17 protein-coding genes and 2 pseudogenes are annotated in these 22,216 nt (G+C 75.7%); 10 read left to right on the top strand and 9 right to left on the bottom strand.

The annotated features are described in order from the left end of the window. The first annotated feature begins 58 nt into the window (after window positions 1-58). The 4 genes from AB0F01_RS26555 to AB0F01_RS26540 all read left to right on the top strand — a co-directional run bounded on the left by AB0F01_RS26555 (window position 59) and on the right by AB0F01_RS26540 (window position 3,658). Window positions 59-709: an alpha-ketoglutarate-dependent dioxygenase AlkB gene (locus AB0F01_RS26555; RefSeq protein WP_362100638.1), complete on the top strand. Its 651-nt coding sequence runs from the start codon at window positions 59-61 to the stop codon at window positions 707-709. A gap of 36 nt (window positions 710-745) precedes the next feature. Beyond that, window positions 746-1,984: an ROK family protein gene (locus AB0F01_RS26550; protein ID WP_362100635.1), complete on the top strand. Its 1,239-nt coding sequence runs from the start codon at window positions 746-748 to the stop codon at window positions 1,982-1,984. Between the two features lie 239 nt (window positions 1,985-2,223). Then, window positions 2,224-3,105 carry an NAD(P)-dependent oxidoreductase gene (locus AB0F01_RS26545; protein WP_362100632.1) on the top strand — a complete coding sequence of 294 codons (882 nt, stop codon included), beginning with the start codon at window positions 2,224-2,226 and terminating at the stop codon, window positions 3,103-3,105. 130 nt (window positions 3,106-3,235) lie between these two features. Then, the gene (locus AB0F01_RS26540; RefSeq protein ID WP_362100629.1) at window positions 3,236-3,658 is read left to right on the top strand and encodes a PPOX class F420-dependent oxidoreductase; all 423 of its coding nucleotides are present in this window, start codon (window positions 3,236-3,238) and stop codon (window positions 3,656-3,658) included. A 371-nt stretch (window positions 3,659-4,029) separates the two neighbouring features. Here AB0F01_RS26540 and AB0F01_RS26535 read toward each other — a convergent pair whose 3' ends face one another. After that, the gene (locus tag AB0F01_RS26535; RefSeq protein ID WP_362100627.1) at window positions 4,030-4,584 is read right to left on the bottom strand and encodes an ATP-binding protein; all 555 of its coding nucleotides are present in this window, start codon (window positions 4,582-4,584) and stop codon (window positions 4,030-4,032) included. Window positions 4,585-4,779: 195 nt separating this feature from the next. Next, window positions 4,780-5,103 carry a hypothetical protein gene (locus tag AB0F01_RS26530; protein ID WP_362100624.1) on the bottom strand — a complete coding sequence of 108 codons (324 nt, stop codon included), beginning with the start codon at window positions 5,101-5,103 and terminating at the stop codon, window positions 4,780-4,782. A 326-nt stretch (window positions 5,104-5,429) separates the two neighbouring features. On the opposite strand from AB0F01_RS26530, the gene AB0F01_RS26525 reads away from it, so the two are divergent. Then, entirely contained in the window at window positions 5,430-6,554 is a 1,125-nt protein-coding gene (locus AB0F01_RS26525) for a PLP-dependent cysteine synthase family protein (RefSeq protein ID WP_362100622.1), read from the top strand. Between the two features lie 116 nt (window positions 6,555-6,670). On the opposite strand, the pseudogene AB0F01_RS26520 reads toward AB0F01_RS26525, so the two are convergent. Both AB0F01_RS26520 and AB0F01_RS26515 read right to left on the bottom strand, forming a co-directional pair. Next, window positions 6,671-6,775 (bottom strand): annotated as a pseudogene (locus AB0F01_RS26520) (SRPBCC family protein); the annotation flags it as partial. 203 nt (window positions 6,776-6,978) lie between these two features. Continuing rightward, window positions 6,979-7,785, bottom strand: a pseudogene (locus AB0F01_RS26515) (DeoR/GlpR family DNA-binding transcription regulator); the annotation flags it as partial. Window positions 7,786-8,198: 413 nt separating this feature from the next. On the opposite strand from AB0F01_RS26515, the gene AB0F01_RS26510 reads away from it, so the two are divergent. After that, window positions 8,199-10,487, top strand: a complete 2,289-nt coding sequence (locus tag AB0F01_RS26510; protein WP_362100690.1) for a hypothetical protein — start codon at window positions 8,199-8,201, stop codon at window positions 10,485-10,487. A gap of 4 nt (window positions 10,488-10,491) precedes the next feature. Here AB0F01_RS26510 and AB0F01_RS26505 read toward each other — a convergent pair whose 3' ends face one another. The 3 genes from AB0F01_RS26505 to AB0F01_RS26495 form a co-directional block, all read right to left on the bottom strand. Beyond that, window positions 10,492-12,942, bottom strand: coding sequence for a right-handed parallel beta-helix repeat-containing protein (locus tag AB0F01_RS26505; RefSeq protein ID WP_362100620.1), 2,451 nt, complete (start codon window positions 12,940-12,942; stop codon window positions 10,492-10,494). 323 nt (window positions 12,943-13,265) lie between these two features. After that, window positions 13,266-14,114, bottom strand: coding sequence for an MOSC N-terminal beta barrel domain-containing protein (locus AB0F01_RS26500; protein WP_362100617.1), 849 nt, complete (start codon window positions 14,112-14,114; stop codon window positions 13,266-13,268). Between the two features lie 103 nt (window positions 14,115-14,217). Beyond that, on the bottom strand, window positions 14,218-14,652 hold the full coding sequence (locus AB0F01_RS26495; protein ID WP_362100614.1) for a DUF6643 family protein: 435 nt from the start codon (window positions 14,650-14,652) through the stop codon (window positions 14,218-14,220). Window positions 14,653-14,946: 294 nt separating this feature from the next. On the opposite strand from AB0F01_RS26495, the gene AB0F01_RS26490 reads away from it, so the two are divergent. Beyond that, complete coding sequence (locus AB0F01_RS26490; RefSeq protein WP_362100687.1) at window positions 14,947-16,224, top strand: TerD family protein; 1,278 nt, start codon at window positions 14,947-14,949, stop codon at window positions 16,222-16,224. A gap of 19 nt (window positions 16,225-16,243) precedes the next feature. Here AB0F01_RS26490 and AB0F01_RS26485 read toward each other — a convergent pair whose 3' ends face one another. Next, the gene (locus AB0F01_RS26485) at window positions 16,244-17,437 is read right to left on the bottom strand and encodes a glycosyltransferase (RefSeq protein WP_362100684.1); all 1,194 of its coding nucleotides are present in this window, start codon (window positions 17,435-17,437) and stop codon (window positions 16,244-16,246) included. Between the two features lie 39 nt (window positions 17,438-17,476). Here AB0F01_RS26485 and AB0F01_RS26480 point away from each other — a divergent pair, with 39 nt between their 5' ends. Together AB0F01_RS26480 and AB0F01_RS26475 are read left to right on the top strand one after the other, a co-directional pair. Further along, window positions 17,477-18,271, top strand: a complete 795-nt coding sequence (locus tag AB0F01_RS26480) for an aspartate/glutamate racemase family protein (RefSeq protein WP_362100611.1) — start codon at window positions 17,477-17,479, stop codon at window positions 18,269-18,271. 247 nt (window positions 18,272-18,518) lie between these two features. Next, the gene (locus AB0F01_RS26475) at window positions 18,519-19,064 is read left to right on the top strand and encodes a hypothetical protein (protein ID WP_362100608.1); all 546 of its coding nucleotides are present in this window, start codon (window positions 18,519-18,521) and stop codon (window positions 19,062-19,064) included. A gap of 33 nt (window positions 19,065-19,097) precedes the next feature. Here the strand turns inward: AB0F01_RS26475 and AB0F01_RS26470 are convergent, their stop codons facing one another. Continuing rightward, window positions 19,098-20,105, bottom strand: a complete 1,008-nt coding sequence (locus AB0F01_RS26470; RefSeq protein WP_362100681.1) for an O-antigen ligase family protein — start codon at window positions 20,103-20,105, stop codon at window positions 19,098-19,100. 414 nt (window positions 20,106-20,519) lie between these two features. On the opposite strand from AB0F01_RS26470, the gene lnt reads away from it, so the two are divergent. Then, a complete protein-coding gene (gene lnt / locus AB0F01_RS26465; protein WP_362100679.1) occupies window positions 20,520-22,091 on the top strand; it encodes an apolipoprotein N-acyltransferase in 1,572 nt (523 codons plus the stop codon). The last annotated feature ends 125 nt before the right edge of the window (window positions 22,092-22,216 follow it).

The following is a 22,216-nucleotide window of genomic DNA, read 5'->3' as shown; positions in this document are numbered from 1 at the left end:
CATCGTGCCCACAGGCTAGCCGAGCCCCAGCTCAGGCCCGGTCCGGCAGGATGGGGGCATGGACGCCGAGCTGTTCCCCAGGGCCCGGGCGGAGATCGCGCCCGGCGCGGTGCACGTGCCGGGATGGCTGGACCTCGCCGGGCAGCGCGAGCTGCTCGCGGCCTGCCGGGAGTGGGCCCGGCCGCCCGCCGGACTGCGTACGGTCCGCACCCCCGGCGGCGGCACCATGTCCGCCCGCCAGGTGTGCCTGGGCTGGCACTGGTACCCCTACGGGTACGCCCGCACGGTCGTCGACGGCGACGGCGCCCCGGTCAAGCCGTTCCCCGGCCTCCTCGGGCGCCTGGGCCGGCGCGCGGTGGCCGACGCCCTGGGCGCCGACGCGGCCCGGGGAGCGGCGTACGACATCGCACTGGTCAACTTCTACGACGCCGACGCCCGGATGGGCATGCACCGCGACAGCGACGAACGGGCGGACGCCCCGGTGGTGTCCCTGAGCCTCGGCGACACCTGCGTCTTCCGCTTCGGCAACCCGGAGACCCGGACCCGCCCGTACACCGACGTCGAGCTGCGCAGCGGCGACCTGTTCGTCTTCGGCGGCCCCTCCCGGCTCGCGTACCACGGGGTGCCCCGCGTGCACGGCGGCACCGCACCACCGGAGTTGGGGCTGGAGGGACGGCTGAACATCACGCTGCGGGTGTCCGGCCTGTAGTCGGCCACCGGGACGGATCATGGAACACTCTCCTTCATGAGCGGCAACGCGGACCCCGGGACGCCGGGGAAAGGGACCACCACGAGGGCGCGGCTGGACCGGGGGCGCGCCGCGCTCGGGCCCGCCCTGGAGCTCGTGCACACCGGCCGGGCGCCCACCCGGGCGGTGCTCACCGCAGAGCTCGGCGTGACCCGGGCCACCGCGGGGGCGGTCGCGGCCGAACTGGAGGCGCTGGGCCTGATCCGGGTGGACGCCCGCCCCGGGGCCGCCTCCGGTTCGCAGGGGCGTCCCTCGCACCGGCTGGCGGTCGCCGAGGACGGACCGGTGGTCCTCGCCGCCCAGGTGCACGCCGACGGGTTCCGCGCCGCCCTGGTCGGCCTCGGCGGCCGGATCGTCGCCACGACACCCGGCTGCGAGGTGGTGGACGCCGACCCGGCGAAGGTGCTCGGCTCCGTCGTGACGGCCGGCGCCGACCTGCTCCGCGAGACCGGGCGCCGGTGCGTGGGAGCGGGGCTCGCCGTGCCGTCCGCGGTCGCCGAACCGGAAGGGCTGGCGCTCAACCCCCTGCACCTGGCCTGGCCCGCGGGGGCGCCGGTACGGGAGATCTTCACCGAGCAGGTGCGGGCCGCCGGGCTCGACGGCCCCGCCTTCGCCGCCAACGACGTCAACCTCGCCGCGCTCGCCGAGCACCGGCACGGCGCCGGACGGGGCTCCCGCGACCTGCTCTGCGTGGCCACCGGCCATCGCGGCGTCGGCGGCGCGCTGGTCCTCGACGGCCGCCTGCACTCGGGCAGTTCCGGGCTCGCCCTGGAGGTCGGCCACCTCCCCGTCCACCCGGAGGGCCGCCCCTGCCACTGCGGCAGCCGCGGCTGTCTCGACGTCGAGACGGACCCGCTGGCCTTCCTGACCGCGGCGGGCCGGGCACCGGGCCCCGAGGTGTCCCTGCTGAAGCACGCCGACACCCTGATCCGTGAGCACCGCGACGACCCGGCCGTCCGCGTCGCGGTGGAGCGCCTGATCGACCGCCTCGGCCGCGGTCTCGCCGGGCTGGTGAACATCCTCAACCCCGACCGGATCATCCTCGGCGGCCTGCACGGCACGCTGCTGGAGGCGGACCCGGACCGGCTGCGCGCCGTCGTCGCCGACCGCAGCCTGTGGGGCCGCAGCGGCAGCGTCCCGATCCTGCCCTGCACCCTGGCCCACAACAGCCTGGTCGGGGCCGCCGAACTCGCCTGGCAGCCCGTCCTGGACGATCCCCTGGGCGCCCTCGCGTAGCCCGGGCCAGGGACCCGCGGTGGCGGCCGGGCGGCGGGCCCGGGGGGATGTCGAAGGCGCCCCATCGACCGCACGCGAACACAACGGACCTTGACCGCACGCGCACACCTCGACCGCACGCCCCCGCATACGACCGCGGGCGCACGCACCCGGCGGAACCGGGGTACTGGAGAGCGGGGGCAGGGAGACCGGCCCCCGGGGTCGCGAGGCGGCCCGGCCCGACGAAGGAAGGCGACGGCATGACCGACGACCAGCTCACCGTGGCGGTCCTGGGCACCGGCATCATGGGTGCCGCGATGGCCCGCAACCTCGCCCGCGCCGGACACGCCGTCCGCGTCTGGAACCGCACCCGCGCCAAGGCCGAACCGCTCGCCGCCGACGGCGCGCACGTCGCGGACACCCCCGCCGACGCGGTCGCCACGGCCGACGTCGTGCTGACGGTGCTGCACGACGGCCCCGTCACCCTGGACACCGTGCGGCAGGCCGCCCCCGCCCTACGGCCCGGCACGGTCTGGGCGCAGTCCACCACCGCCGGACTCGACGACGTCACCCAACTCGCCGCCCTCGCCCGCGAGCACGGCCTGCTGTTCTACGACGCCCCCGTGCTCGGCACCCGGCAGCCCGCCGAGGCCGGGCAGCTGACCGTGCTCGCCGCGGGCCCCGCCGAGGGCCGGGACAGGGCGACGCCCGTCTTCGACGCGGTCGGCACCCGCACCGTGTGGACCGGCGACGACGGCGCGGCGGCGAGCGCCACGCGCCTGAAACTGGTGGTCAACAGCTGGGTCCTGGCGGCCACGTCCGCCGTCGGCGAGTCCCTGGCGCTCGCCGAGGCCCTGGACGTCGACCCCGACGGCTTCCTCGACCTCGTCAGGGGCGGCCCCCTCGACATGGGTTACCTGCACGCCAAGGCCGGCCTCATCCGCTCCGGACAGCTGTCCCCGGCCCAGTTCGCCGTGACCACGGCCGCCAAGGACGCCCGCCTGATCGTGCGGGCCGGTCGACAGCACGGGGCACGCCTGGACGTGGCCGCGGCGAGCGCGGAGCGCCTGGAACGCGCCGCGGCACAGGGCCACGGCGACGAGGACATGGCCGCCGCCTACTACGCCAGCTTCCCGGACTGACCCGGTCGCCCGGTCGTCCGGTCGCCAGGTCGTCCGGCTGTTCGGCCGTCCGGCCCTCCTGCCCGTGCCGCCCCGGCACGCCCGCCGACCCCCGTCACCACCCTCACACGAAGAAGACGAAGGAGAACCCGTGTCCGAGCCCCCGCTGCCCGCCGACGCCGTCGACCTGCTGCGCCGCCCCAACCCGTGTGTCATGGCCACCGTGCGTGCCGACGGCTCACCCGTGTCCACGGCGACCTGGTACCTCTGGGAGGACGGGCGGGTCCTGCTCAACCTCGACGAGGGCCGCGTCCGCCTGAAGCACCTGCGCCGCGACCCGCGCGTCACCCTCACCGTGCTGGCCGAGGACGACTGGTACACCCACGTCACCCTCATCGGCCGCGTGGCCGAGTGGCGGGACGACGCCGACCTCGCCGACATCGACCGCCTCGCCCGGCACTACACCGGCGGCCCGTACCCGAACCGGGAGCGGGGCCGGGTCAGCGCCTGGGTCGAGGTCGAGCGCTGGCACGGCTGGGGCCGGATGAAGGACACCGCACAACCCTCGTCCTGACCCCGGCCCGCGCGGCTTCCCGCCCCACGGCCCCGGAGCCCCGGCAGGCGGGTCACCGCGCCGTGCCGGCCGGGCTGCCCGCCTGCCGGAGGGCTCCGGGCGGCCCCGGCCCGTGCGCCCGTGCGAGACGACCGGCAGGCCCCCGCGACCGTGACAGGAACGACCGGCAGGCGCCCGCGTCCGTGACGCGTACGGCCGCGACCGCGCGCCGTGTATCACTCCGGACGGCGCCGGGGCACAGCGCGACCGCGGGCGTGGATCACCCCGGACGGCGCCGAGGCACAGCGCGACCGCGGGCGTGGATCACCCCGGACGGCGCCGAGGCACAGCGTGCCCCGCGCCGGTCGCCCGGCGACGAGGTCACCGCCCGGTCAGCCGGGAACGGCGGACCGGGCGGGAGCTGGTTCGGGGCGGTGACCCTCGGTGGCACGTTCGACCAGGGCGACCTCCGCGACCTCGGTGATCCGGGGCGAGGGACGCTCCGCCCCGTTGAGCCGCGGGAGGCGGGCCGGGACGGGCGCGGCGGTCACGGCGGGCGTCGGCAGGGTGAACCACACGACCTTGCCGTCGTCGCCGTCGGGCAGCGCGCCCCAGCTCTCACTCATCGCGGCGACCATCGCCAGCCCTCGGCCGCAGGTCGCGAGCGGGCTCGCGTCCGACACGACGGGCAGGCGCGGATCGCGGTCGTGCACCGAGACCTTGAGCCGGTCGAGCAACAGCTCCATCTCGACGGTGCAGGTCTTGTCGGGCCGGGCATGCCGGTGGACGTTGGACAACAGCTCCGTCACGCCGAGCGAGGCCCGGTCGATCAGGCAGTCCATATGCCAGTAGCGCAACTGCGCAGATACGATTCTGCGGACCTGTCCGATCCGCGACGGCAGGGCTTGGAGCTCCACCGTGCACTGTCTGCTTGGGTGACTGATCACGGCTGCGACTCCCCGATGTCAGGTCCGGATCGGAGTCCGGAAGAACACGGAGTACGGATCCAGCAGGATGCCTGCGTGACGCTGCCGCCTGCTGTCGTGGCCGGCGGGCTGGTTCGCAGCGTTATCGCCGGTAAACCCAGAGTGACGTGTGAACAGCGTGACGTACGGGGTGGGGTGGCGCAACTCGCGGACATCTCAGTCGCCGCGCCCCGCCGCCCGCCGCACGGCCTCGATGAAGCGGCGTGCCGCCGGCGGGCCCGGCTCGCCCGGGGCGGGATCGTGGTCACCGAGGGTGAGTGAGTAACGGGTGCCGTTGACGTCCGCCAAGGCCCGGTCCTCCGGGGCGAACCAGGGGCGGGAGGCGCGTACCGCCTGCACCGGTGCGCTGTCGATCTCCGTGCCGTAGCTGGTGAGCAGTTCGAGACGGCCGTCGCTGATCCGGACCTGCCCGGCCCGGGTGAGCGACCGCAGCCGTCTGCCGATCCGCACGCCGGTGGCCGTGAACTCCGGCTCCGCCATGTCCCACGCCCCCTCGTCGCGCGTCGGTGTGCCGGGACCCTCCCGGGTCCGGCGCGTCCACCACCGGTCTCCCCGTCCGGGGGATCCTCCCGCCGGTGCAGTGTGCCCCCGCGCGCCGTCGAGCACCAGTACGCGCGCTCCTCCTTCCGCAGGCGCGCGAAGCACTCCGGCCCGTGCGCCCCCGCAACTTCACGCCCCCGTCCCCAGGAGCACCTTTGAGCCTCCCAAAGATGCGTTTATGCAGGTGAAGAGGGGTGTGTGGGGTGCTTATGATCGGAGTACCGGCCGCGTGAGACGCCGTCGGCGCTCAGCGTAAGGAGCCCGCCGTGAGCACTTCTCCCCTGACCCGGACGGACGTCACCCTCGACGTCGACCGGACCGACACCGCCTACCGCGACTGGCTGAAAGAAGCCGTCCGCCGGGTCCAGGCGGACGCCAACCGCTCCGCCGACACCCATCTGCTGCGCTTCCCGCTGCCCGAACGGTGGGGCGTCGACCTCTACCTCAAGGACGAGTCCACGCACCCCACCGGCAGCCTCAAGCACCGGCTGGCCCGGTCGCTGTTCCTCTACGGGCTGTGCAATGGCTGGATCCGCCCGGACCGCCCGGTGATCGAGGCGTCCAGCGGCTCCACGGCCGTGTCCGAGGCGTACTTCGCGCACCTGATCGGCGTGCCCTTCATCGCCGTCATGCCGCGCACGACCAGCGCCGAGAAGTGCCGACTGATCGAGTTCCACGGCGGCCGGTGCCACTTCGTGGACGACCCCCGCACCATGTACGAGGCGTCCGCCGCACTCGCGGCGGAGACGGGCGGCCACTACATGGACCAGTTCACCTACGCCGAACGGGCCACGGACTGGCGGGGCAACAACAACATCGCCGAGTCGATCTTCCGGCAGATGGAACGGGAACGGTTCCCCGAACCCGAGTGGATCGTCGCGACGGCCGGCACCGGCGGCACCTCCGCGACCCTCGCCCGCTACGTCCACTACCTCCAGTACGACACCCGCGTCTGTGTCGCCGACCCCGAGAACTCCTGTTTCTTCGACGGCTGGACGACCGGTGACGGCGACGTCACCTGCGACCGGGGGTCACGCATCGAGGGCATCGGCCGGCCCCGGATGGAGCCCAGCTTCGTGCCCGGTGCGATCGACCGGATGATGAAGGTGCCGGACGCGGCCAGCGTGGCCGCGGTCCGCGCCCTGGAGAGGGCGATCGGGCGCCGGGCGGGCGGCTCCACCGGCACCGGGCTGTGGAGCGCGCTCAGGATCGTCGCGGAGATGGTGGCCGCCGGGCGGCAGGGCAGCGTGGTCACCCTGCTGTGCGACCCGGGGGACCGCTACCTCGACCGCTACTACTCGGATGCCTGGCTGGCCGGGCAGGGGCTGGACATCACCCCGTACGAGGCGGTCATCGACACCCTGCTGAGCACCGGCGTCTGGCCGGAGTGACCCGTCCGGAGCGACCCGCCCGGCCGGAGTGACCCGCCCGGGGGCCGGGGCGGCCGGGGCCGTACGAAAGGGCCGGGGGCGGTTCCGGTCGCACGTGCTCGGCGCCGCGCGCCGGGCCGCCGGTCCGGCCTCGTGGCCGCGTCGCGGAAGGCCCGTGCGAGGCCGGACCGGGCGGCTCCGAGCGCGATCCGGAAGGGTGCCGTGCCGTCGGCGGCGAACGTCCCCGGCGGACCCGGCCGACGCTCCGGAGCCGCGCAGCTCAGGAAGGCCGGTCGCCCTCCACGGCGCCCCCGGCGGAACCGGAGCCGTCACCGTCGTCGGGTGCCGAGCCGGACGTGCGCCCGGGACCGTCGTCGCCGGGCTCGGCGTCCTCCGGTCGCCCCCCGGCCCCCGCCGACGCCCCGGTCTCCGCCGGCGCCTCGGCCTCGCCCGCCACCACCAGCCGCCGCAGCCGCTCCGCGACCTGCTCCCGCGCCCGGGCCGGCAGCCCGGAGTCGGTCACCAGCGTGTCCACCTGGTCCAGGGACGCGAACGAACTCAGGCCCACGGTGCCCCACTTGGTGTGGTCGGCGACCACCACGACCCGCCGCGCCGACTGCACCAGTCGGCGGTTGGTCTCGGCCTCCGCTAGGTTCGGCGTCGACAGGCCCGCCTCGACGGATATCCCGTGCACGCCGAGGAACAGCAGGTCGAAGTGGAGCGTGGCGATCGCCTGGTCGGCCACCGGGCCCACCAGCGAGTCCGACGGGGTACGCACCCCGCCCGTGAGCACCACCGTCGCGGCACCCGGACGCGGACCCGACGTGCGCTGCGCCGCGTGGAAGACGTCCGCCACCCGCACCGAGTTGGTGACCACCGTCAGATCGGGCACCTCCAGCAGCCGGTGCGCCAGCGCGAACGTCGTCGTCCCGCCCGAGAGCGCGATCGCGGCGCCCGGCGGGACCAGTTCGGCGGCGGCCCGCGCGATGTCCTCCTTGGCGCTCAGCTCCAGACCCGACTTGGCCTCGAAACCGGGCTCGTGGGTGCTGGCCTCCACCACCGGGACCGCGCCGCCGTGCACCTTCTCCAGCACGCCCTGCCGGGCCAGCGCGTCGAGGTCGCGGCGCACCGTCATGTCCGACACACCGAGCCTGCGGGTCAGCTCGTTGACCCGGACCCCGCCCCGGCGCCGGACCTCGTCCAGGATCAGGGTGCGTCGTTGCTCCGCGAGGAGGTTCTGATTCTCGCTCACGTACGCTCGGGTCCTTTCGCCGCGTAACCGTCCGACACGCCCGGCACTCCCGCGGCGGCGAGCACGTTCCGCCCGGCCCCGGTGCACGGACGTTCCATCCTCCCATGACGCGACCCGCCCGGCGCCACCGGCGGATCGTCGCGCACACGTCACTCGCGTCCCGTCCGTGGCCCGTCCTTCACACGGACCGGGGAGATTGCGTGACGGGAGGTGTGAGAGGGGCCGCCGCCGGACATCCTGTGCCCGCACGGACCGAGCCGACGGCGTGTCACCGGGGGGAGTTGCCGAGCGTGGAACGGGCGCAGGAACGCGGACCGGCGGAGGGCACCGCAGCCCCCGCAGCGGGTCCCGGGGAAGGCGGCGCGGCCCTGGAACTCCTCGTCCACGGCGTGGGCGGCACGACCCCCGAGGCGATGCTCAACGACCCCCGCACGGTCCGCGTCACCGGCGACGACGTGGCCGCGGTCTTCCGCCGGGCAGACGACGCCGACGCCGAGCGGCGGCCCCCCGGGCGGCGTGACGGGCCCGTTCCCGAGGCCTACGTCTGGTGCAACCTCACCTCCGGCAACGGCACCCGCGCCCTGTGGCTGCTGCTGCTGCCGTTCATGGTCGTCAACCTCGCCCACTGGATGCGCCCCACCGCCCGCGGCCGCCGCCGCACCGTCCGCCTGTACGGGGTGCTGCTGCGGCTGACCGGACTGAGCCTGACGGTGCTCCTCGTCGCCGCCGCCTGCGAGGTCGCCCTGGACCTGGCCGCCTGGCAGTGCGCGGGCACCGGCGCGTGCGCCGCCCGCCACTCCTGGCTGGGGTTCCTCTCGCCCGAGATCTCCGACGGCGGCTGGTGGAGCATGCCCGGCCGCCGCCTCGCCCTCGCCGCGCTGGTGCCCACCGCGCTGACCGGTCTGCTGTGGTACCTCTCCCTGCGCACCTGGAGCGCCTACGAGTCCCAGCAGCCGCTGTCCCCGCAGCAGGACCCCGGCACCGCCGTCGGCCCGGGGGAAGAGGAGGGGGACGGCGGTACCGCGCTGGGCCGTCCCGGCTTCTGGTACGGCCGCCGCCTCGGCGCCCGGCTGCGGGCCGCGCACACCGCCGCGGCGCTGCTGACGGTCGCCGCTGCGGTCGGCTCCGCCGCCGCCCGCCACGACCGCGAGACCCCCGAGCCGGCCGTGCCCGCGCTGCTCGGCCTCCTCCTGGAGAGCGCGCTGGCCGCCGCCGCGGCCGTCGTCGTGTGGGTGGTGTGCCGCCGGGGCCGGGCCGAACGCCGGGCCGACACCGTCCTCGACACGCACCTGGTGCGGTGGCTCCCGCTGACCGCCCTCGCCCTGCTCGTGCTCAGCGTGCTCCACGCCGGGTGGGAACGCCCCGGCTGGACGTCGTCCGGCAGGCTCCCCGGCGACGAGACGTTCGGCGCCCTCGGCCTCGCCCAGGGGCTGCTGGTGATCGCCCTGGGCGTGACCGCCCGCGCGCTGCACCGCAGCGACCCCGACCGCCGTGCCGCGCTGCGCGGCCTGGCCGGACCGGCCGTGGCGATGCTGGCCTGCGCCCTGGGCGGAGTGATGTCCGGCGGCGTCGCCCAGCGGGTGGCGGACTGGCTCGACGGCACCGGCACCGCGATGCCCGGACCGCCGGTCGTGCTGACCTGGCAGGCCTCCGCGATCCCGCCCCTGCTGGTCCTGCTCCTGGTGCTGGCCGGCTGGCTGGCCCGGCGCGCCTGGCAGCTGGCCCGCGAGGAACGCGCCGCCGTCGCCCGGGAGTACGCCGGCGAACCGGCGGACCCCGCCCGCACCCGTCGCATCGCCCGCACCCGCGCCCTGGCCGCCCTCACCGACCGCGGGCCGCGCGTCGTGGCCGTCACCTCCGGCGCGACCCTGCTGCTGGGAGCGGGCGCCCTCGTCGGCGCCCTGGTCACCGACCGGACGCCCGGCGAAGCCGCCCGCGGCTCGTACGCCGTCGTCCACGGGGCCGCCGAGACCGCGCAGGCACTCGGCTCCTGGCTGATCGGCCTGGGCTTCATACTGTTCGTCACCTGGGGGCGGCGCGCCTACAAGGACGCCTCCGCCCGGCGCACCATCGGCATCCTCTGGGACGTCGGCACCTTCTGGCCGCGCGCCGCCCACCCCTTCGCCCCGCCCTGCTACGCGGAGCGCGCGGTGCCGGACCTGACCTGGCGGATCGCCACCTGGACCGAGGACACCGGCGGCCGGCTGGTCGTCTCCGGCCACTCCCAGGGCAGCGTGCTGGCCGCCGCCGCGGCCTGGCAACTGCCGCCCGCCACCCGCAGCCGGGTCGCGCTGCTGACGTACGGGTCCCCGCTGGAGCGCCTCTACGGCCGCTGGTTCCCGGCCCACTTCGGGCCGGACGCCCTCGACCGGCTGCACCGGGAGGCCGACTGCTGGACCAACCTGTACCGGCTCACCGACCCCATCGGAGGCCCTGTACGGCTCTCCGGCGACGACGGCCCGCCGGTGGACCGCCCGCCGCTGAAGGACCCGCTCGCCTACGGCCGCACCCGCGCCCACCCGTTGCCCGCGCCGATCCTGGGCCACTCCGACTACCAGGCCGACCCGGTCTTCGCCGAGGAACGGCGCCGGCTCCTGGCACGGCTGCGGCCCGAGGTTCCGGGACCGCGCCCTACCGGGCCGCCGTCCGGCGCGGTGCCCGGGCCGGCGTCCCGACACGCGTCCGAAGGCGCGTCCGGGTGACGGATCAGGGCAGCGCCGGCAGGTCCTCGCCGTAGAGCAGGGTCAGATCGTCGGTGCTCGGCTCCGCGAGCTGGGCGACCCGGCCCGCGTGCCGTTCCACCATCGCCTCGAACGTCTGCCGCGCGGTGCGGCCGTTGCCGAACGCGGCCCCCTTGGGGATGTCCGTGAAATACGCCAGCAGGGCCTCGGCGGCCCCGGGGGCGAGCCGGTACTCGTGCTCCTCGGCCTGCTGTTCCACGATGCGCAGCAGTTCCCGCGGGCCGTAGTCGCCGAAGGTGATCGTCCGCGAGAAGCGGGACGCCACCCCGGGGTTGACCGACAGGAACCGCTCCATCTCCGCTGTGTAGCCCGCGACGATCACCACGACCGCGTCGCGGTGGTCCTCCATCAGCTTCACCAGCGTGTCGATGGCCTCCTTGCCGAAGTCCCGCCCGGCGTCCTCCGGGGACAGGGCGTACGCCTCGTCGATGAACAGCACACCGCCGCGCGCCTTCTCGAACGCCTCCTGGGTGCGGATCGCCGTCGAGCCGATGTGCTCGCCGACCAGGTCCACCCGGGACACCTCGACCAGGTGCCCCTTCTCCAGCACCCCGAGGGAGGCCAGGATCTCGCCGTAGAGCCGGGCGACGGTGGTCTTGCCGGTGCCGGGGGAGCCGGTGAACACCAGGTGCCGCTTCACCGAGGCGGCCTTCAGGCCCGCGCGCTGACGGGCGCGGCCCACCTCGATCATGTCGATCAGCGCCCGGACCTCCCGCTTGACGCTCTCCAGGCCCACCAGCGCGTCGAGTTCGCCGAGCACCGCCTTCGACTCGCGGGCCTCCGGCTCCACCGCGGTCATCGGCGCCACCGGGGCGGCGGGCACGGGTTCGGGGCGCTGCACCGGGACGGCGCCCAGCAGGCCGGGGGAGTGGCCCGCCGTCTGCACGGCCGGTTCGGGCGTCGCGGTGGCGGCGGGGCGCAGGCCGCCGCTCTCGTCGCTGGTGCAGTCCTCGACGAGCGGGCCGCCGGCCCCGGTCGCGTCCGCGCCGCCCTCCGCGAACTCGTAACCCCCGCGCGCGCAGCGCTCGGTACGGCACTTGCGGAGCGTGGTGCGGCTGCCGTCGATGACGTGGAAGCCGTAGCCCGAACTGCCGGTGACCCGGCAGTTCAGGAAGGAGCCGCGGCCTCCCGCGGAGACGTACACGCCCGCTTCGGCGGGGGAGTCGACGGTGCAGCGCTCGACGGTCGGGTCGGCGCCCTTGGTGACGATGACCCCGGTCTGGGTGCCGTCCAGGGTGCAGTTGCTGAGGGTGCCGCCGCTGCCGTGGTCGCGGAACCAGGCGCCGGTGGCCGCCTCGCGGATCCGGCAGTCGTCGAGCTGCGCGGTGGCGCCGTCGCTCACCGACACCGCGGTGTTGCGCACCTGGGACAGGTCGCTGTCGACCACGTCGGCGCGGGATCCGCGGTCGAGCACGAACAGGGCGTCCGGCACGTCGTGCACCCGGCACGAGTCCAGCACGGCGGTGGCCCCGTCGCTCACCCAGACCGCCGGGTAGTCGCCGGTGCTGTCGAAGATCTCGCACTGGTTGGCGTCCACGCGGGTGCCGGGGTCCCACACCGACAGGCCGTTGCGGCCGAACTGCCGCACGGTGGTGCGGGTGAGGGTGAGCACCGAGCGGGAGCGCAGGTCGACGGCGTTCTCCGGGATGTCGTGGATCCGGCAGTCGGCCAGCGTCAGCACCGCGTCGGTGTCGAGGGTGACGCCGTCGCCGGTGGTGCGGTGCACGTCGCAGTCGGTGAGGTGGGCGGCGGCCCGGTGGGTGACCTGGACGCCGCTGCCGCGCACCTCGTACACCTCGCAACCCACCGCCTCCAGCGCCGAGTTCTCCCCGGTCACGGTGAGGCCGGACCCGGCGGCGTGGTGCACCCGGCACCGCTCCAGGCGCGGGTGGCCGCCGCCGCGCACGGCGACGCCGGCCTGTCCTGCGGAGACCACCTCGCACTCCTCGAACACCCCGCCCCCGCCGTCGAGTACGGCGATGCCGACGCCGGCCGGATTGTCGACCGTGCAGCGGCGCACGGTGGGCCGGGCGTCACCGCGCACCTCGATGCCGGCGGCGGAGCGGGTGACGATCCGTAGGTCCCGCAGCTCGGGGGTGCCCTCCTCGACGAGGACGGCGGGGGCGGCCGCGTCCTGGCCCTCCACGTGCAGGTCCTGGACGACCGCCGAGGCCCGCACGGTGAGCGGCACGCCGTCCGCGGGCGCGATGCGCACCGAACCGGGCGAGCCGTCCGGCCCGCGCAGCGTCACGGCCCGCTCCACGACGAGGTTCTCCCGGTACGTGCCGGGGGCGACGGTGAGGACGTCGCCGTCGGCCGCGGCCTCCAGGGCGGCGGCGAGCGATGCGTACTCACCCGTGCGGCGCCGCCACCGCGAGGTGCCGGTGTGCGTCACCTGGACCGTGCCCTGTGCCATGGCGTAACTGTGCCCCCACCTCGTTGTACGCGGGTTGTCGCCGAGTGCCTCGGCCCGGTCCACCGTAGCGTGCGCGGGGCGCGCGAGTTGACCGGAGCCGGAAGGCGGCCCGCGCCCGCCGTACGGCTTCCCCCGGCCCCGCGCCCGCACGCCTCGGCGCCTCGTCGGTACCGCACCGGCCCCGGTGGGTGCCGGAGGGGAGGGGGCGCTCACGGCGGCGGGCGCGCGGCGCCGTCCGCCCTGCCGCCGCTCGGCCGGTGAGCCGCCCCGGCCGTGCCCCGCCCCGGCCGGTGAGCCGTTCCGGCCGTGCCGCGCCCGGCGGGTCAGTCGCCCCGGCCGGACCGGCGGGCGAGGACCCGCACCGGGTCGCCGGTGCGGACGGTGCCGGTGGTGAGCGGGATCAGGTTCTGGCCGAAGAGCAGCTTGGTGCCGTCCCGGCGGTGCCGCGCCAGGGAGTGCAGCGGCTCCCGGCCGCGCCGCCCGGTGCGCTGGTCGGTGGTGGTCACCACGCACCGCCCGCAGGGCTTGGCGATCCGGAACGCGACCTCGCCCACCGCGACGCGCTCCCAGTCGTCCTCCGCCCAGGCGTCGGTGCCCGCCACGACGAGGTTCGGCCGGAAGCGGTTCATGGGCAGCGGCCCCTCCGAGGCGTGGTCCCCCACCGCGATCAGGGAGTTGAGGGCGTCGAGGGACGCGGTGGTGGTGAGCAGCAGGGGGTAGCCGTCCGCGAAGGTGACGGTGTCGTCCGGACCCGCGTACGCCGGGTCGATCCGACGGCGGGTGGCCGGGTCGTCCAGGTGCACGAGACGGTAGCCGGTGCCGAAGCGGGCCCGGCACCACTCCCGCACGGCCGGGTCCTCGACCGGTGACGCCTCCACCGTGTCGCCGAAGATCTCCACCGTGACCGTGGTGCCGGTCCGGGGCACGGGCACCGTCAGCGGCTCCGCCCCCGGCACGGACAGCCGCACGCCGCCCCCGGGCAGCAGCTCGGCGACGGTGGGTGCGAGGCGCGGCTGCTGACGTTGCGTGACGACCCTGCTCCTGTCGTCGACCAGCATCCAGCGCCGGTCTCCGGCGGGCCCCCAGGGCTCCACGACGACCTCCGTGAGCGGGACGCCCCGGAGCGCCTTGACCGGATGAATGTGAATCGAGTGCAGACGCGCGTTCCCCATGGAGCCATCCTGCCGGACCGCACGGACCGCACGGACGGCACGGACGGCACGGACCGCACGGACGGCGCGGAGGGCTCCAGGGGACGGCTCGGCGGCGCGGTGCTCAGTAACCGCGGTACTGCTGGCTCTGGTACGGGTCCTGGTACGGAGCCGGACCGGGCCGCGGGGCAGCCGCCGGGCGCATCGCCTCGTAGCCCCCGCCCGGGGGCACCGGGCGCGGCGGCTGCGGCTGCGGGCCGGGGTAGCCGCGCGGCGCGGTGGCCTGCTGCGGGATGTAGGCCGTGGGCGCCTGCTGCAGCGGTGCGGGCTGCTGCGCCTGCGGGTAGCCGTAGCCGTACTGGGAAGGAGCCGCCGGGAGAGCGGGCAACGCCGAGGGAAGCGCGGGCAGATGACTGCCGGGTGCTTCGTAGGCTGCCGGGACCCGGATCGGGGCGATCTGCGGGGTGCCCCGCTCGGCCACGAGCGAGTCGTAGATCGGAGTGTCCGGGAAGGAGGCGGAGTAGTAACCGCCGCCATAAGTGGAGCGGGGGGAGGTCATGGCACATAAGTTAAGCCCACGATGTGTTTTTGGGGAGACCGGTAAGACGGTTCTTTTCCGTGCCCGCAGTGGCGTGGCCGCACTTATGTGAGTGAACTTGCCGAAAAGGGGCGTCCGGGCGGTTGACGTTATGGTAAAGCCCGAGTTCCGGGCCTGTTACCGCCGGTTGACTCCCGGTCATGACGGGTCGTTCCTCACGTCCGCGGCCCACGGGGCATAGTGGGGCGGACGAGAAGACCACGCGTGCCGGGGCCCGACCTGGCGTGATGACCCGTGATGGGGGCGCACATGTCCATGCCGAAGGGATCGAACACACCGGTGCCGACCGCGGCGCTGCGGGTGGAACTGGGGTGGCGTACCGGCCCCGGAGTGCCGGACGCGGACGCCTCGGCGCTGCTTCTGGTCGGCGGGAAGGTCCGCTCCGACGACGACTTCGTCTTCTACAACCAGCCGTCCCACGCCTCCGGGGCCGTGCGCCACGAGGGCAAGCGGAACGCCGGGGACCGCGTCACCGACACCCTCGCGGTGGACCTCACCCGGGTGGAACCCGCCATCGAGACGGTGATCCTCGCGGCCTCCTGCGACGGCGGCACCTTCGGAGCGATCCCGGACCTCTACATCGAGGTGCAGGAGCCCGGGGGGACCGTCGCCGCCCGGTATGACAGCACCGGCGCCACCACCGAGACGGCGTTCGTCCTGGGCGAGTTCTACCGGCGCCAGGGCGCCTGGAAGTTCCGCGCCGTCGGCCAGGGGTACAGCAGCGGCCTCGAGGGACTCGCCACCGACTACGGCATCAGCGTCGACGAGCCCCAGCAGGCGACGCCCCCGCCCGCCGGCCCGCCCGCGGCCCCCGCCGCGGCCCGGCCGGTGACGCCCCCGGCCCCGCCCGCCGCGCCGCCCGCCGCTCCGCCCGCCCCCGCCGCGGCACCGGTGCGGCTGACCAAGGTGACGCTCACCAAGGCCGCCCCGTCGGTCTCGCTCACCAAGCAGGGCGGCACCTCGGGCGCCCTGCACGTCAACCTCAACTGGGAGGTGCGCAAGCAGTTCTCGGGCTGGGCCGCGAAGCTCGGCCGCGCCGTCGCCACCCACTCCGACCTGGACCTCGACCTGTGCGCCCTCTACGAGCTCACCGACGGCCGCAAGGGCGTCGTCCAGGCCCTCGGCAACGCCTTCGGCTCGCTGCACCAGCCCCCGTACATCCACCTGGACGGCGACGACCGCACCGGCGCGGTCGCCAGCGGTGAGAACCTCACCGTCAACCTCGACCACAAGCAGGCCTTCCGGCGCATCCTGGTCTTCGTCACCATCTACGAGGGCGCCCGGTCCTTCGCCGACCTGAACGCCACGGTGACCCTCCGGCCGCAGAACGGCGCCCCGATCGACTTCTCGCTCGACGAGTGCACCGTCCCCTCGACGGTGTGCGCCCTCGCCCTGATCACCAGCACCGGCGACGGCGACCTCGTGGTGCAGCGCGAGGCCCGCTACCTCGTCCCGGAGCGCGGGGTGAGCCCCCAGCGCACCGTCGACCACGTCTACGGCTGGGGCATGAACTGGACCCCGGGCCGCAAGTGACCCCGGCGCCCGGCCGGCATCAGCCCTCCTCGGCGAGGGCGTCCGGCCGGGCGTAGGTGCGGCCCTTCCACGCGGCACCGCGCCCCCGGTGGTGCCGCACCGCGGAGTCCACCGTCATCAGCAGGTACAGCGACGCGGTGAACGGCAGCAGCGGCGCGAGCCACCACGGCTGCCCGTATTGGCGCACCATCGGCAGGAACGTCCCCGTCATCACCAGCCAGGCCGCACCGCCGAGCGCCGCGGCCGGCCACGTGCCCGTCAGGACGCCCGCGGCCACGGCCACCGGCGGCACCAGGTAGACCAGCGCCAGCCCGGCGACCGTGCCCGTCAGCAGCAGCGGACTGTGCCGCAGCTGCGCGTAGGCGCTGCGCGACACCATGCGCCACAGGTCGCCCAGCCGCGGGTACGGGCGCACGCTGTCCACCCCGTCCGCCAGGCCCAGCCAGACCCGCCCGCCGACGCCCTTGACCGCCCGCGCCAGGGCCACGTCGTCGATCACGGCGTGCCGGATGGCGTCGGGGATCCGGGCCCGCGCGGCCGTGTCGGCCCGCAGCAGGACGCAGCCGCCCGCCGCGGCCGCCGTACGGGCACCCGGCCGGGAGATCCGCCGGAACGGGTAGAGCTGCGCGAAGAAGTAGACGAAGGCCGGCACCACCAGCCGCTCCCAGCGGCTCGCCACCCGCAGCCGGGCCATCTGCGAGACCACGTCGAACCCGCCGCCCGAGGCCGCCGCGACCAGCCGGCGCAGGCTGTCCGGCGCGTGCGCGATGTCGGCGTCCGTCAGCAGCAGGTAAGCGGGCTCCCGCTCGCGGGCCAGGGCGATGCCGTGCCGCACCGCCCACAGCTTGCCCGTCCACCCGGCCGGCGGCTCCCCGGGCGTGCCGACCGTCAGCGGCAGCCCGCCCCGCTCCCGGGCCAGCTCCCGGGCGAGGGCGCCGGTGCCGTCCGTGCTGCCGTCGTCGACGAGGAACACCTCGGCACGGCCCGGGTAGTCCTGGGCCAGCAGCGTCGGCAGACTCGCGGGCAGCACCCCGGCCTCGTCCCGGGCCGGGACCACCACGCACACCGGCGGCCAGGAGTCCGGCTCCCGCCCGGGCGGCAACCGGACGTCCGTCCGCCAGAAGAAGCCCTGGCCGAGCAGCAGCCACAGCCAGGCGACGAGTGATCCGGCGGCACTCCACACGACGACGTCCACGGGCGCAGTGTCCCCCACCGGGGCGGCCGGGACCGGCACATCGATTATCGTGACCGGGTGAAGATCGCGCTCATGGACTCCGGAATCGGTCTGCTGGCGGCCGCCGCCGAGGTACGGCGCCTGCGCCCGGACGCCGATCTCGTGCTCTCCCTCGACCCCGACGGTATGCCGTGGGGCCCCCGCACCCCGGAGGACCTGACCGCCCGGGCCCTGGCCGTCGCCGAGGCCGCCGCCGCGCACCGGCCCGACGCCCTCGTCGTCGGCTGCAACACGGCCACGGTGCACGCCCTCACCGCCCTGCGCGCCCGCCTGGAACCCGGACTGCCCGTGATCGGCACCGTCCCGGCGATCAAACCGGCCGCGGCCGGGGGCGGGCCGATCGCGATCTGGGCCACCCCGGCCACCACCGGCAGCCCCTACCAGCGCAACCTGATCGACACCTTCGCCGACGGGGTGGAGGTGGCCCAGGTGCCGTGCTGGGAGCTGGCCGAGGCCGTGGATCGCGCGGACGAGTCCGCCATCGACGCCGCCGTCGCGGCTGCCGCCGCCCTCACCCCGGACGACGTGACGGCCGTCGTCCTGGGCTGCACCCACTACGAACTCGTCGGTGAGCGCATCCGGGCCGCCGTCCAGCAGCCCGGCCGTCCGCGGCTCGCGCTGTACGGCTCCGCCGGTGCCGTGGCGGCGCAGGCGCTGCGCCGGATCGGCGGGGAGCCCGCGCCGCAGGCGCCGGCGACCGGCACCCTGACGGTGCTGTTGAGCGGGCGGGAGGGCCCGCTCCCGGCGGCGGTGCTCACCTACGCCGAGGGCCGACTCCTGGACGGGACCGCCGGGACCGCCCCGGTCGGCTGACTCCGCACCGCCGTAGCTCCGCCGCCGTAGCTCCGCTGCCGCAGCTCCGCAGCTCCGTGGTCCCGTGGCCCGAGAGCGTCGGCGCGCCCGCGCCGCCGGGTTCCACGGCCGCCCCGGGCCGCCCGCCCACGTGCCGAACGTGGCGGCCGGGCCGAAGGCGTCGAACGCGCTGGCCGGGCGCCGAGCCGACACCGTCACGCAGAGTGACGCCGTACCGGCGGAGCGAAACCTGAGTAACCTCGAAGGTATGAGGGACCACCCCCACGGCAAGCCCGTCCCCTACTCCGACGTCTGGATCGGCCGGGCCACCAACCGCATCCAGTGGCTGCTCGCCCTGATCGGTGCCGCCTGCATGGCGCTCGGCATCGCCCTGGCCGTCGACTCCGCGTGGACGACTGGCATCGCCCCCCTGGCCATGGCCGTCGTCGGCTGCATCGCCGCCGGCCTGCTGGTGCTGTTCGGCACCCTCGCCTTCGTGCACGTGGCGCTGCGCGTCGACGAGGACCACCTGGAGGTGCGGTGCGGCCACATCGGCGTGCCGCGCCGCCGCATCCCCCTGTCGCAGGTGGCCGGGGCGGACTTCGCACCGCACGTCACCCCGCGGCACTGGGGCGGCTGGGGCTACCGCTGGCGGCCCGAGAAGGGCACCGCGGTCGTCGTGCGGCGCGGTGAAGGGGTCGTCCTGCGTCTGTGGGACGGACACACCTTCACCGTCACCGTCGACGACGCGGAGGCGGCGGTGCGCGTCATCCGTGACCGGCTGCACCCGCACAGGTCCGGCGCGACGCACTGACCCGCCCGGCGCCGGCCGGGGGAGTGGCGGCCCTCACCGCACCGGCCGCCCGGGTTCCGGAGGGTCGGCAGGGGGCGGCGTCCGGTCGTGGGCGACCGGGGCGAGGGGGCGCGCGGTCGCCAGCCCGGCCAGCAGCCCGGCGCCCAGCGGCACCGCGCTGAAGCTCAGGGCGTTGCCCACGGCGGCGACGGCCGCGACGGCGGTCAGCGCGGCGCCCGCGGTGAGCACCACCGCCGTGCTCCGGGGACTGCGCCACAGGGCGTGGAGGATCCACCCGAACGCCGCCGCCAACAGCGCCGCCCCGACCAGCCCCTGTTCGGCCGCGAGCTGCAGGGGCGCCGAGTGCGGCCGGTCGCCGGAGAGCACGGACCGTGCGGCCGCGGTGCTCAGGCTCCCGAAGTTCCCCGGCCCCACACCCACCCCGGGGTGTTGCTCGGCCATGGTCAGCGCGTCCCGCCACAGCTCCACGCGGTGCGGGGTCAGCCGTCCCTCCAGGGCGGCGGCGAACCCCTCGGGCACGGCCCGGCCGGCCACCGCCCAGGTCAGCCCGGTCACGCCGGCGGCGGTGACCGCGAGCGCGGCGAGGCCCGGGCCGCGGCGGACCGCCCGGCCGGCGACGAGGGAACACAGCAGTACCACCGCGGCGGCCACGCAGCCGCCCACCGAACCCAGCGCCGCCCCGGTCACCACGATCCCGGCCGCCAGCAGCCGCAGCGCGAGCCGGACCGCCCGGCCGGACGCCGCCCCGGCAGCACAGCAGGCGCCCCCGGCGGACAGCGCCAGGACGGCCGCGGTGGCGCCGGCGTGCCCCGGCGGCGTCACCAGCTGCGGGCCCGGTGTCAGGTCCGGCACCAGCACCGCCGAACCCGCTCCGGCCAGGGCCGCGACAGCGGGGGCCGCCACCGGCAGCAGAGCCCCGCCGATCCGGCCCGCCGCGTACCCGGCCGCGACGGCCAGCACGGCGAGCAGCATCCCCTCGGGGCGCCCGCCGCGGACGGCCGCCGTGATCAGCGGCCAGGCCGCGCAGGCGCCCATCACCATGATCCCCGCGGCGTCCGCCCCCGTACGTCTGTCGCCGTCCGTCTCCGGACCGGCCGTGGACCTTTCCGTGGAACCCACCCCGCACCCCGCACCGCGTCGCCCCCGACCCTGACGGCACCCCGGCCGTCGGCCGCCGCGTCCCGCGGGCACGTCCAGGGCACCGGCACACCGTAACGGGTGACGGCCGGTCCGGGACGGTCGTGAACCGGTCCGTCCGTCGGCCCCGTGGCAGCGCGGGCCGTCACCGACCCCGGCCCGGACCGCCGTGGCCCGCGGCGACCGCGGCGGAGGGCGCCCGGCCGGGCGGGCCGAGGGCGCCCCCGGGTCACCGGTCCGCGCTGTCATCGCCGAGGTCACGCGCCGTAGACTCCCCGCGTGACCGTCACCGCACCTCCTGTCGGCGCGGCGGACCCCGTGCCACCGCCCACGCCCCGCGACCGTCTGCTCGGACGCGTCCGGCGCCTCCTGCCCGCCGCCGCGTCAGCTCTGGCCGGCCTGCTCCTCTACGTCAGCTTCCCGCCGCGCACCCTGTGGTGGCTGGCCGTGCCGGCCTTCGCCGTCCTCGGCTGGGCCCTGCGCGGACGCGGGTTCAGGGCGGCGCTGGGCCTGGGCTACCTCTTCGGGCTGGGCTTCCTGCTGCCGCTGCTGGTGTGGACCGGGGTCGAGGTGGGTCCGGGGCCGTGGATCGCCCTGGTGGTGATCGAGGCCGTGTTCGTCGGCCTGGTGGGGGCCGGTGTCGCCGCCGTGTCCCGGCTGCCGGCCTGGCCCGTGTGGGCCGCCGCCCTGTGGACGGCCGGCGAGGCGGCCCGCGCCCGCGCGCCCTTCAGCGGCTTCCCGTGGGGCAAGGTCGCCTTCGGGCAGGCCGACGGCGTCTTCCTGCCGCTGGCCGCGCTGGGCGGCACGCCCGTGCTCGGCTTCGCGGTCGTCCTGTGCGGCTTCGGCCTGTACGAGACCGTACGCGTGGCCGTGGCGGCCCGGCGCACCGGCGGTCTGCGGCGGGGCGCGGCGGCCGCCGGCCTGCTGAGCCTGGCCGTCCCGCTCGTGGCGGCGGTGGCCGCCCGGCCGCTGGTGACGGACGCGGCCGAGGACGGCACCGTCAGGGTCGCGGTCATCCAGGGCAACGTGCCCCGGCTCGGTCTCGACTTCAACTCCCAGCGGCGCGCGGTCCTCGACTACCACGCGCGGGAGACGGAACGCCTGGCGGCCGAGGTCGCCGCGGGCCGGGTCGCACAGCCCGACGTGGTCCTCTGGCCGGAGAACTCCTCCGACATCGACCCCTTCACCAACCCCGACGCCCGGGACGTCATCGACCGGGCGGCCAAGGCCGTGGGCGCGCCCGTCTCCGTCGGCGGCGTGGTGTCCAAGGACGGCAGGCTGCTCAACGAGCAGATCCTGTGGGACCCGGACAAGGGCCCCGTCGACACCTACGACAAGCGGCAGATCCAGCCGTTCGGCGAGTACCTCCCGCTGCGCTCGCTGATCGGGGCGATCAACGACGAGTGGACCTCGATGGTCCGCCAGGACTTCAGCCGCGGCTCCGTGCCCGGCGTGTTCACGATGAACGGCGCGGGTGTCGGCCTGGTCACCTGCTACGAGGCGGCCTTCGACTGGGCGGTGCGCGACACGGTCACCGCGGGCGCCCAGCTGATCTCCGTGCCCAGCAACAACGCGACCTTCGGCCGCAGCGAGATGACCTACCAGCAGCTCGCGATGTCCCGGGTCAGGGCCGTCGAGCACAGCCGCACCGTCACGGTCCCGGTGACCAGCGGTGTCAGCGCGATCATCATGCCGGACGGCACGGTGGCGCAGCGGACCGGCATGTTCGTCGCGGACTCGCTGGTGCAGGAGGTGCCCCTGCGCTCCTCGCAGACCCCGGCGACCCGCCTCGGCGTGCTGCCGGAGGCGGTCCTGGTGCTGGTATCGGCGGGCGGTCTGGCTCTGGCCGTCGCCGTGCGGGTGCGTGCGCGGCGGACCGGGGACGCGTAGACCGGCGAGCGGGCCCGGCGGACGCGGCCGTGACGCCTGCCCGCCGGCCCTCCGCCACGGCGGTCCCGCCCTCCCGGGTCCCGGCACCGCCGGCTGCCGGACGTAGTTGTCGCAGTCCGTCGTCG

Source organism: Streptomyces sp. NPDC029526, assembly GCF_040637405.1.
Classification (GTDB): domain Bacteria; phylum Actinomycetota; class Actinomycetes; order Streptomycetales; family Streptomycetaceae; genus Streptomyces.
Note: the sequence above shows the minus strand (reverse complement) of the source record. Positions and strands in the feature narration are given on the sequence as shown.

Coding starts and splice junctions, on each gene's coding strand:
- AB0F01_RS26505 (WP_362100620.1), bottom strand. CDS start 12,942: ATGGCACAGGGCACGGTCCAGGTGACGCACACCGGCACCTCGCGGTGG.
- AB0F01_RS26545 (WP_362100632.1), top strand. CDS start 2,224: ATGACCGACGACCAGCTCACCGTGGCGGTCCTGGGCACCGGCATCATG.
- AB0F01_RS26495 (WP_362100614.1), bottom strand. CDS start 14,652: ATGACCTCCCCCCGCTCCACTTATGGCGGCGGTTACTACTCCGCCTCC.
- AB0F01_RS26470 (WP_362100681.1), bottom strand. CDS start 20,105: ATGGTGATGGGCGCCTGCGCGGCCTGGCCGCTGATCACGGCGGCCGTC.
- AB0F01_RS26500 (WP_362100617.1), bottom strand. CDS start 14,114: ATGGGGAACGCGCGTCTGCACTCGATTCACATTCATCCGGTCAAGGCG.
- AB0F01_RS26555 (WP_362100638.1), top strand. CDS start 59: ATGGACGCCGAGCTGTTCCCCAGGGCCCGGGCGGAGATCGCGCCCGGC.
- AB0F01_RS26475 (WP_362100608.1), top strand. CDS start 18,519: ATGAGGGACCACCCCCACGGCAAGCCCGTCCCCTACTCCGACGTCTGG.
- AB0F01_RS26530 (WP_362100624.1), bottom strand. CDS start 5,103: ATGGCGGAGCCGGAGTTCACGGCCACCGGCGTGCGGATCGGCAGACGG.
- AB0F01_RS26510 (WP_362100690.1), top strand. CDS start 8,199: ATGCTCAACGACCCCCGCACGGTCCGCGTCACCGGCGACGACGTGGCC.
- AB0F01_RS26490 (WP_362100687.1), top strand. CDS start 14,947: ATGCCGAAGGGATCGAACACACCGGTGCCGACCGCGGCGCTGCGGGTG.
- AB0F01_RS26550 (WP_362100635.1), top strand. CDS start 746: ATGAGCGGCAACGCGGACCCCGGGACGCCGGGGAAAGGGACCACCACG.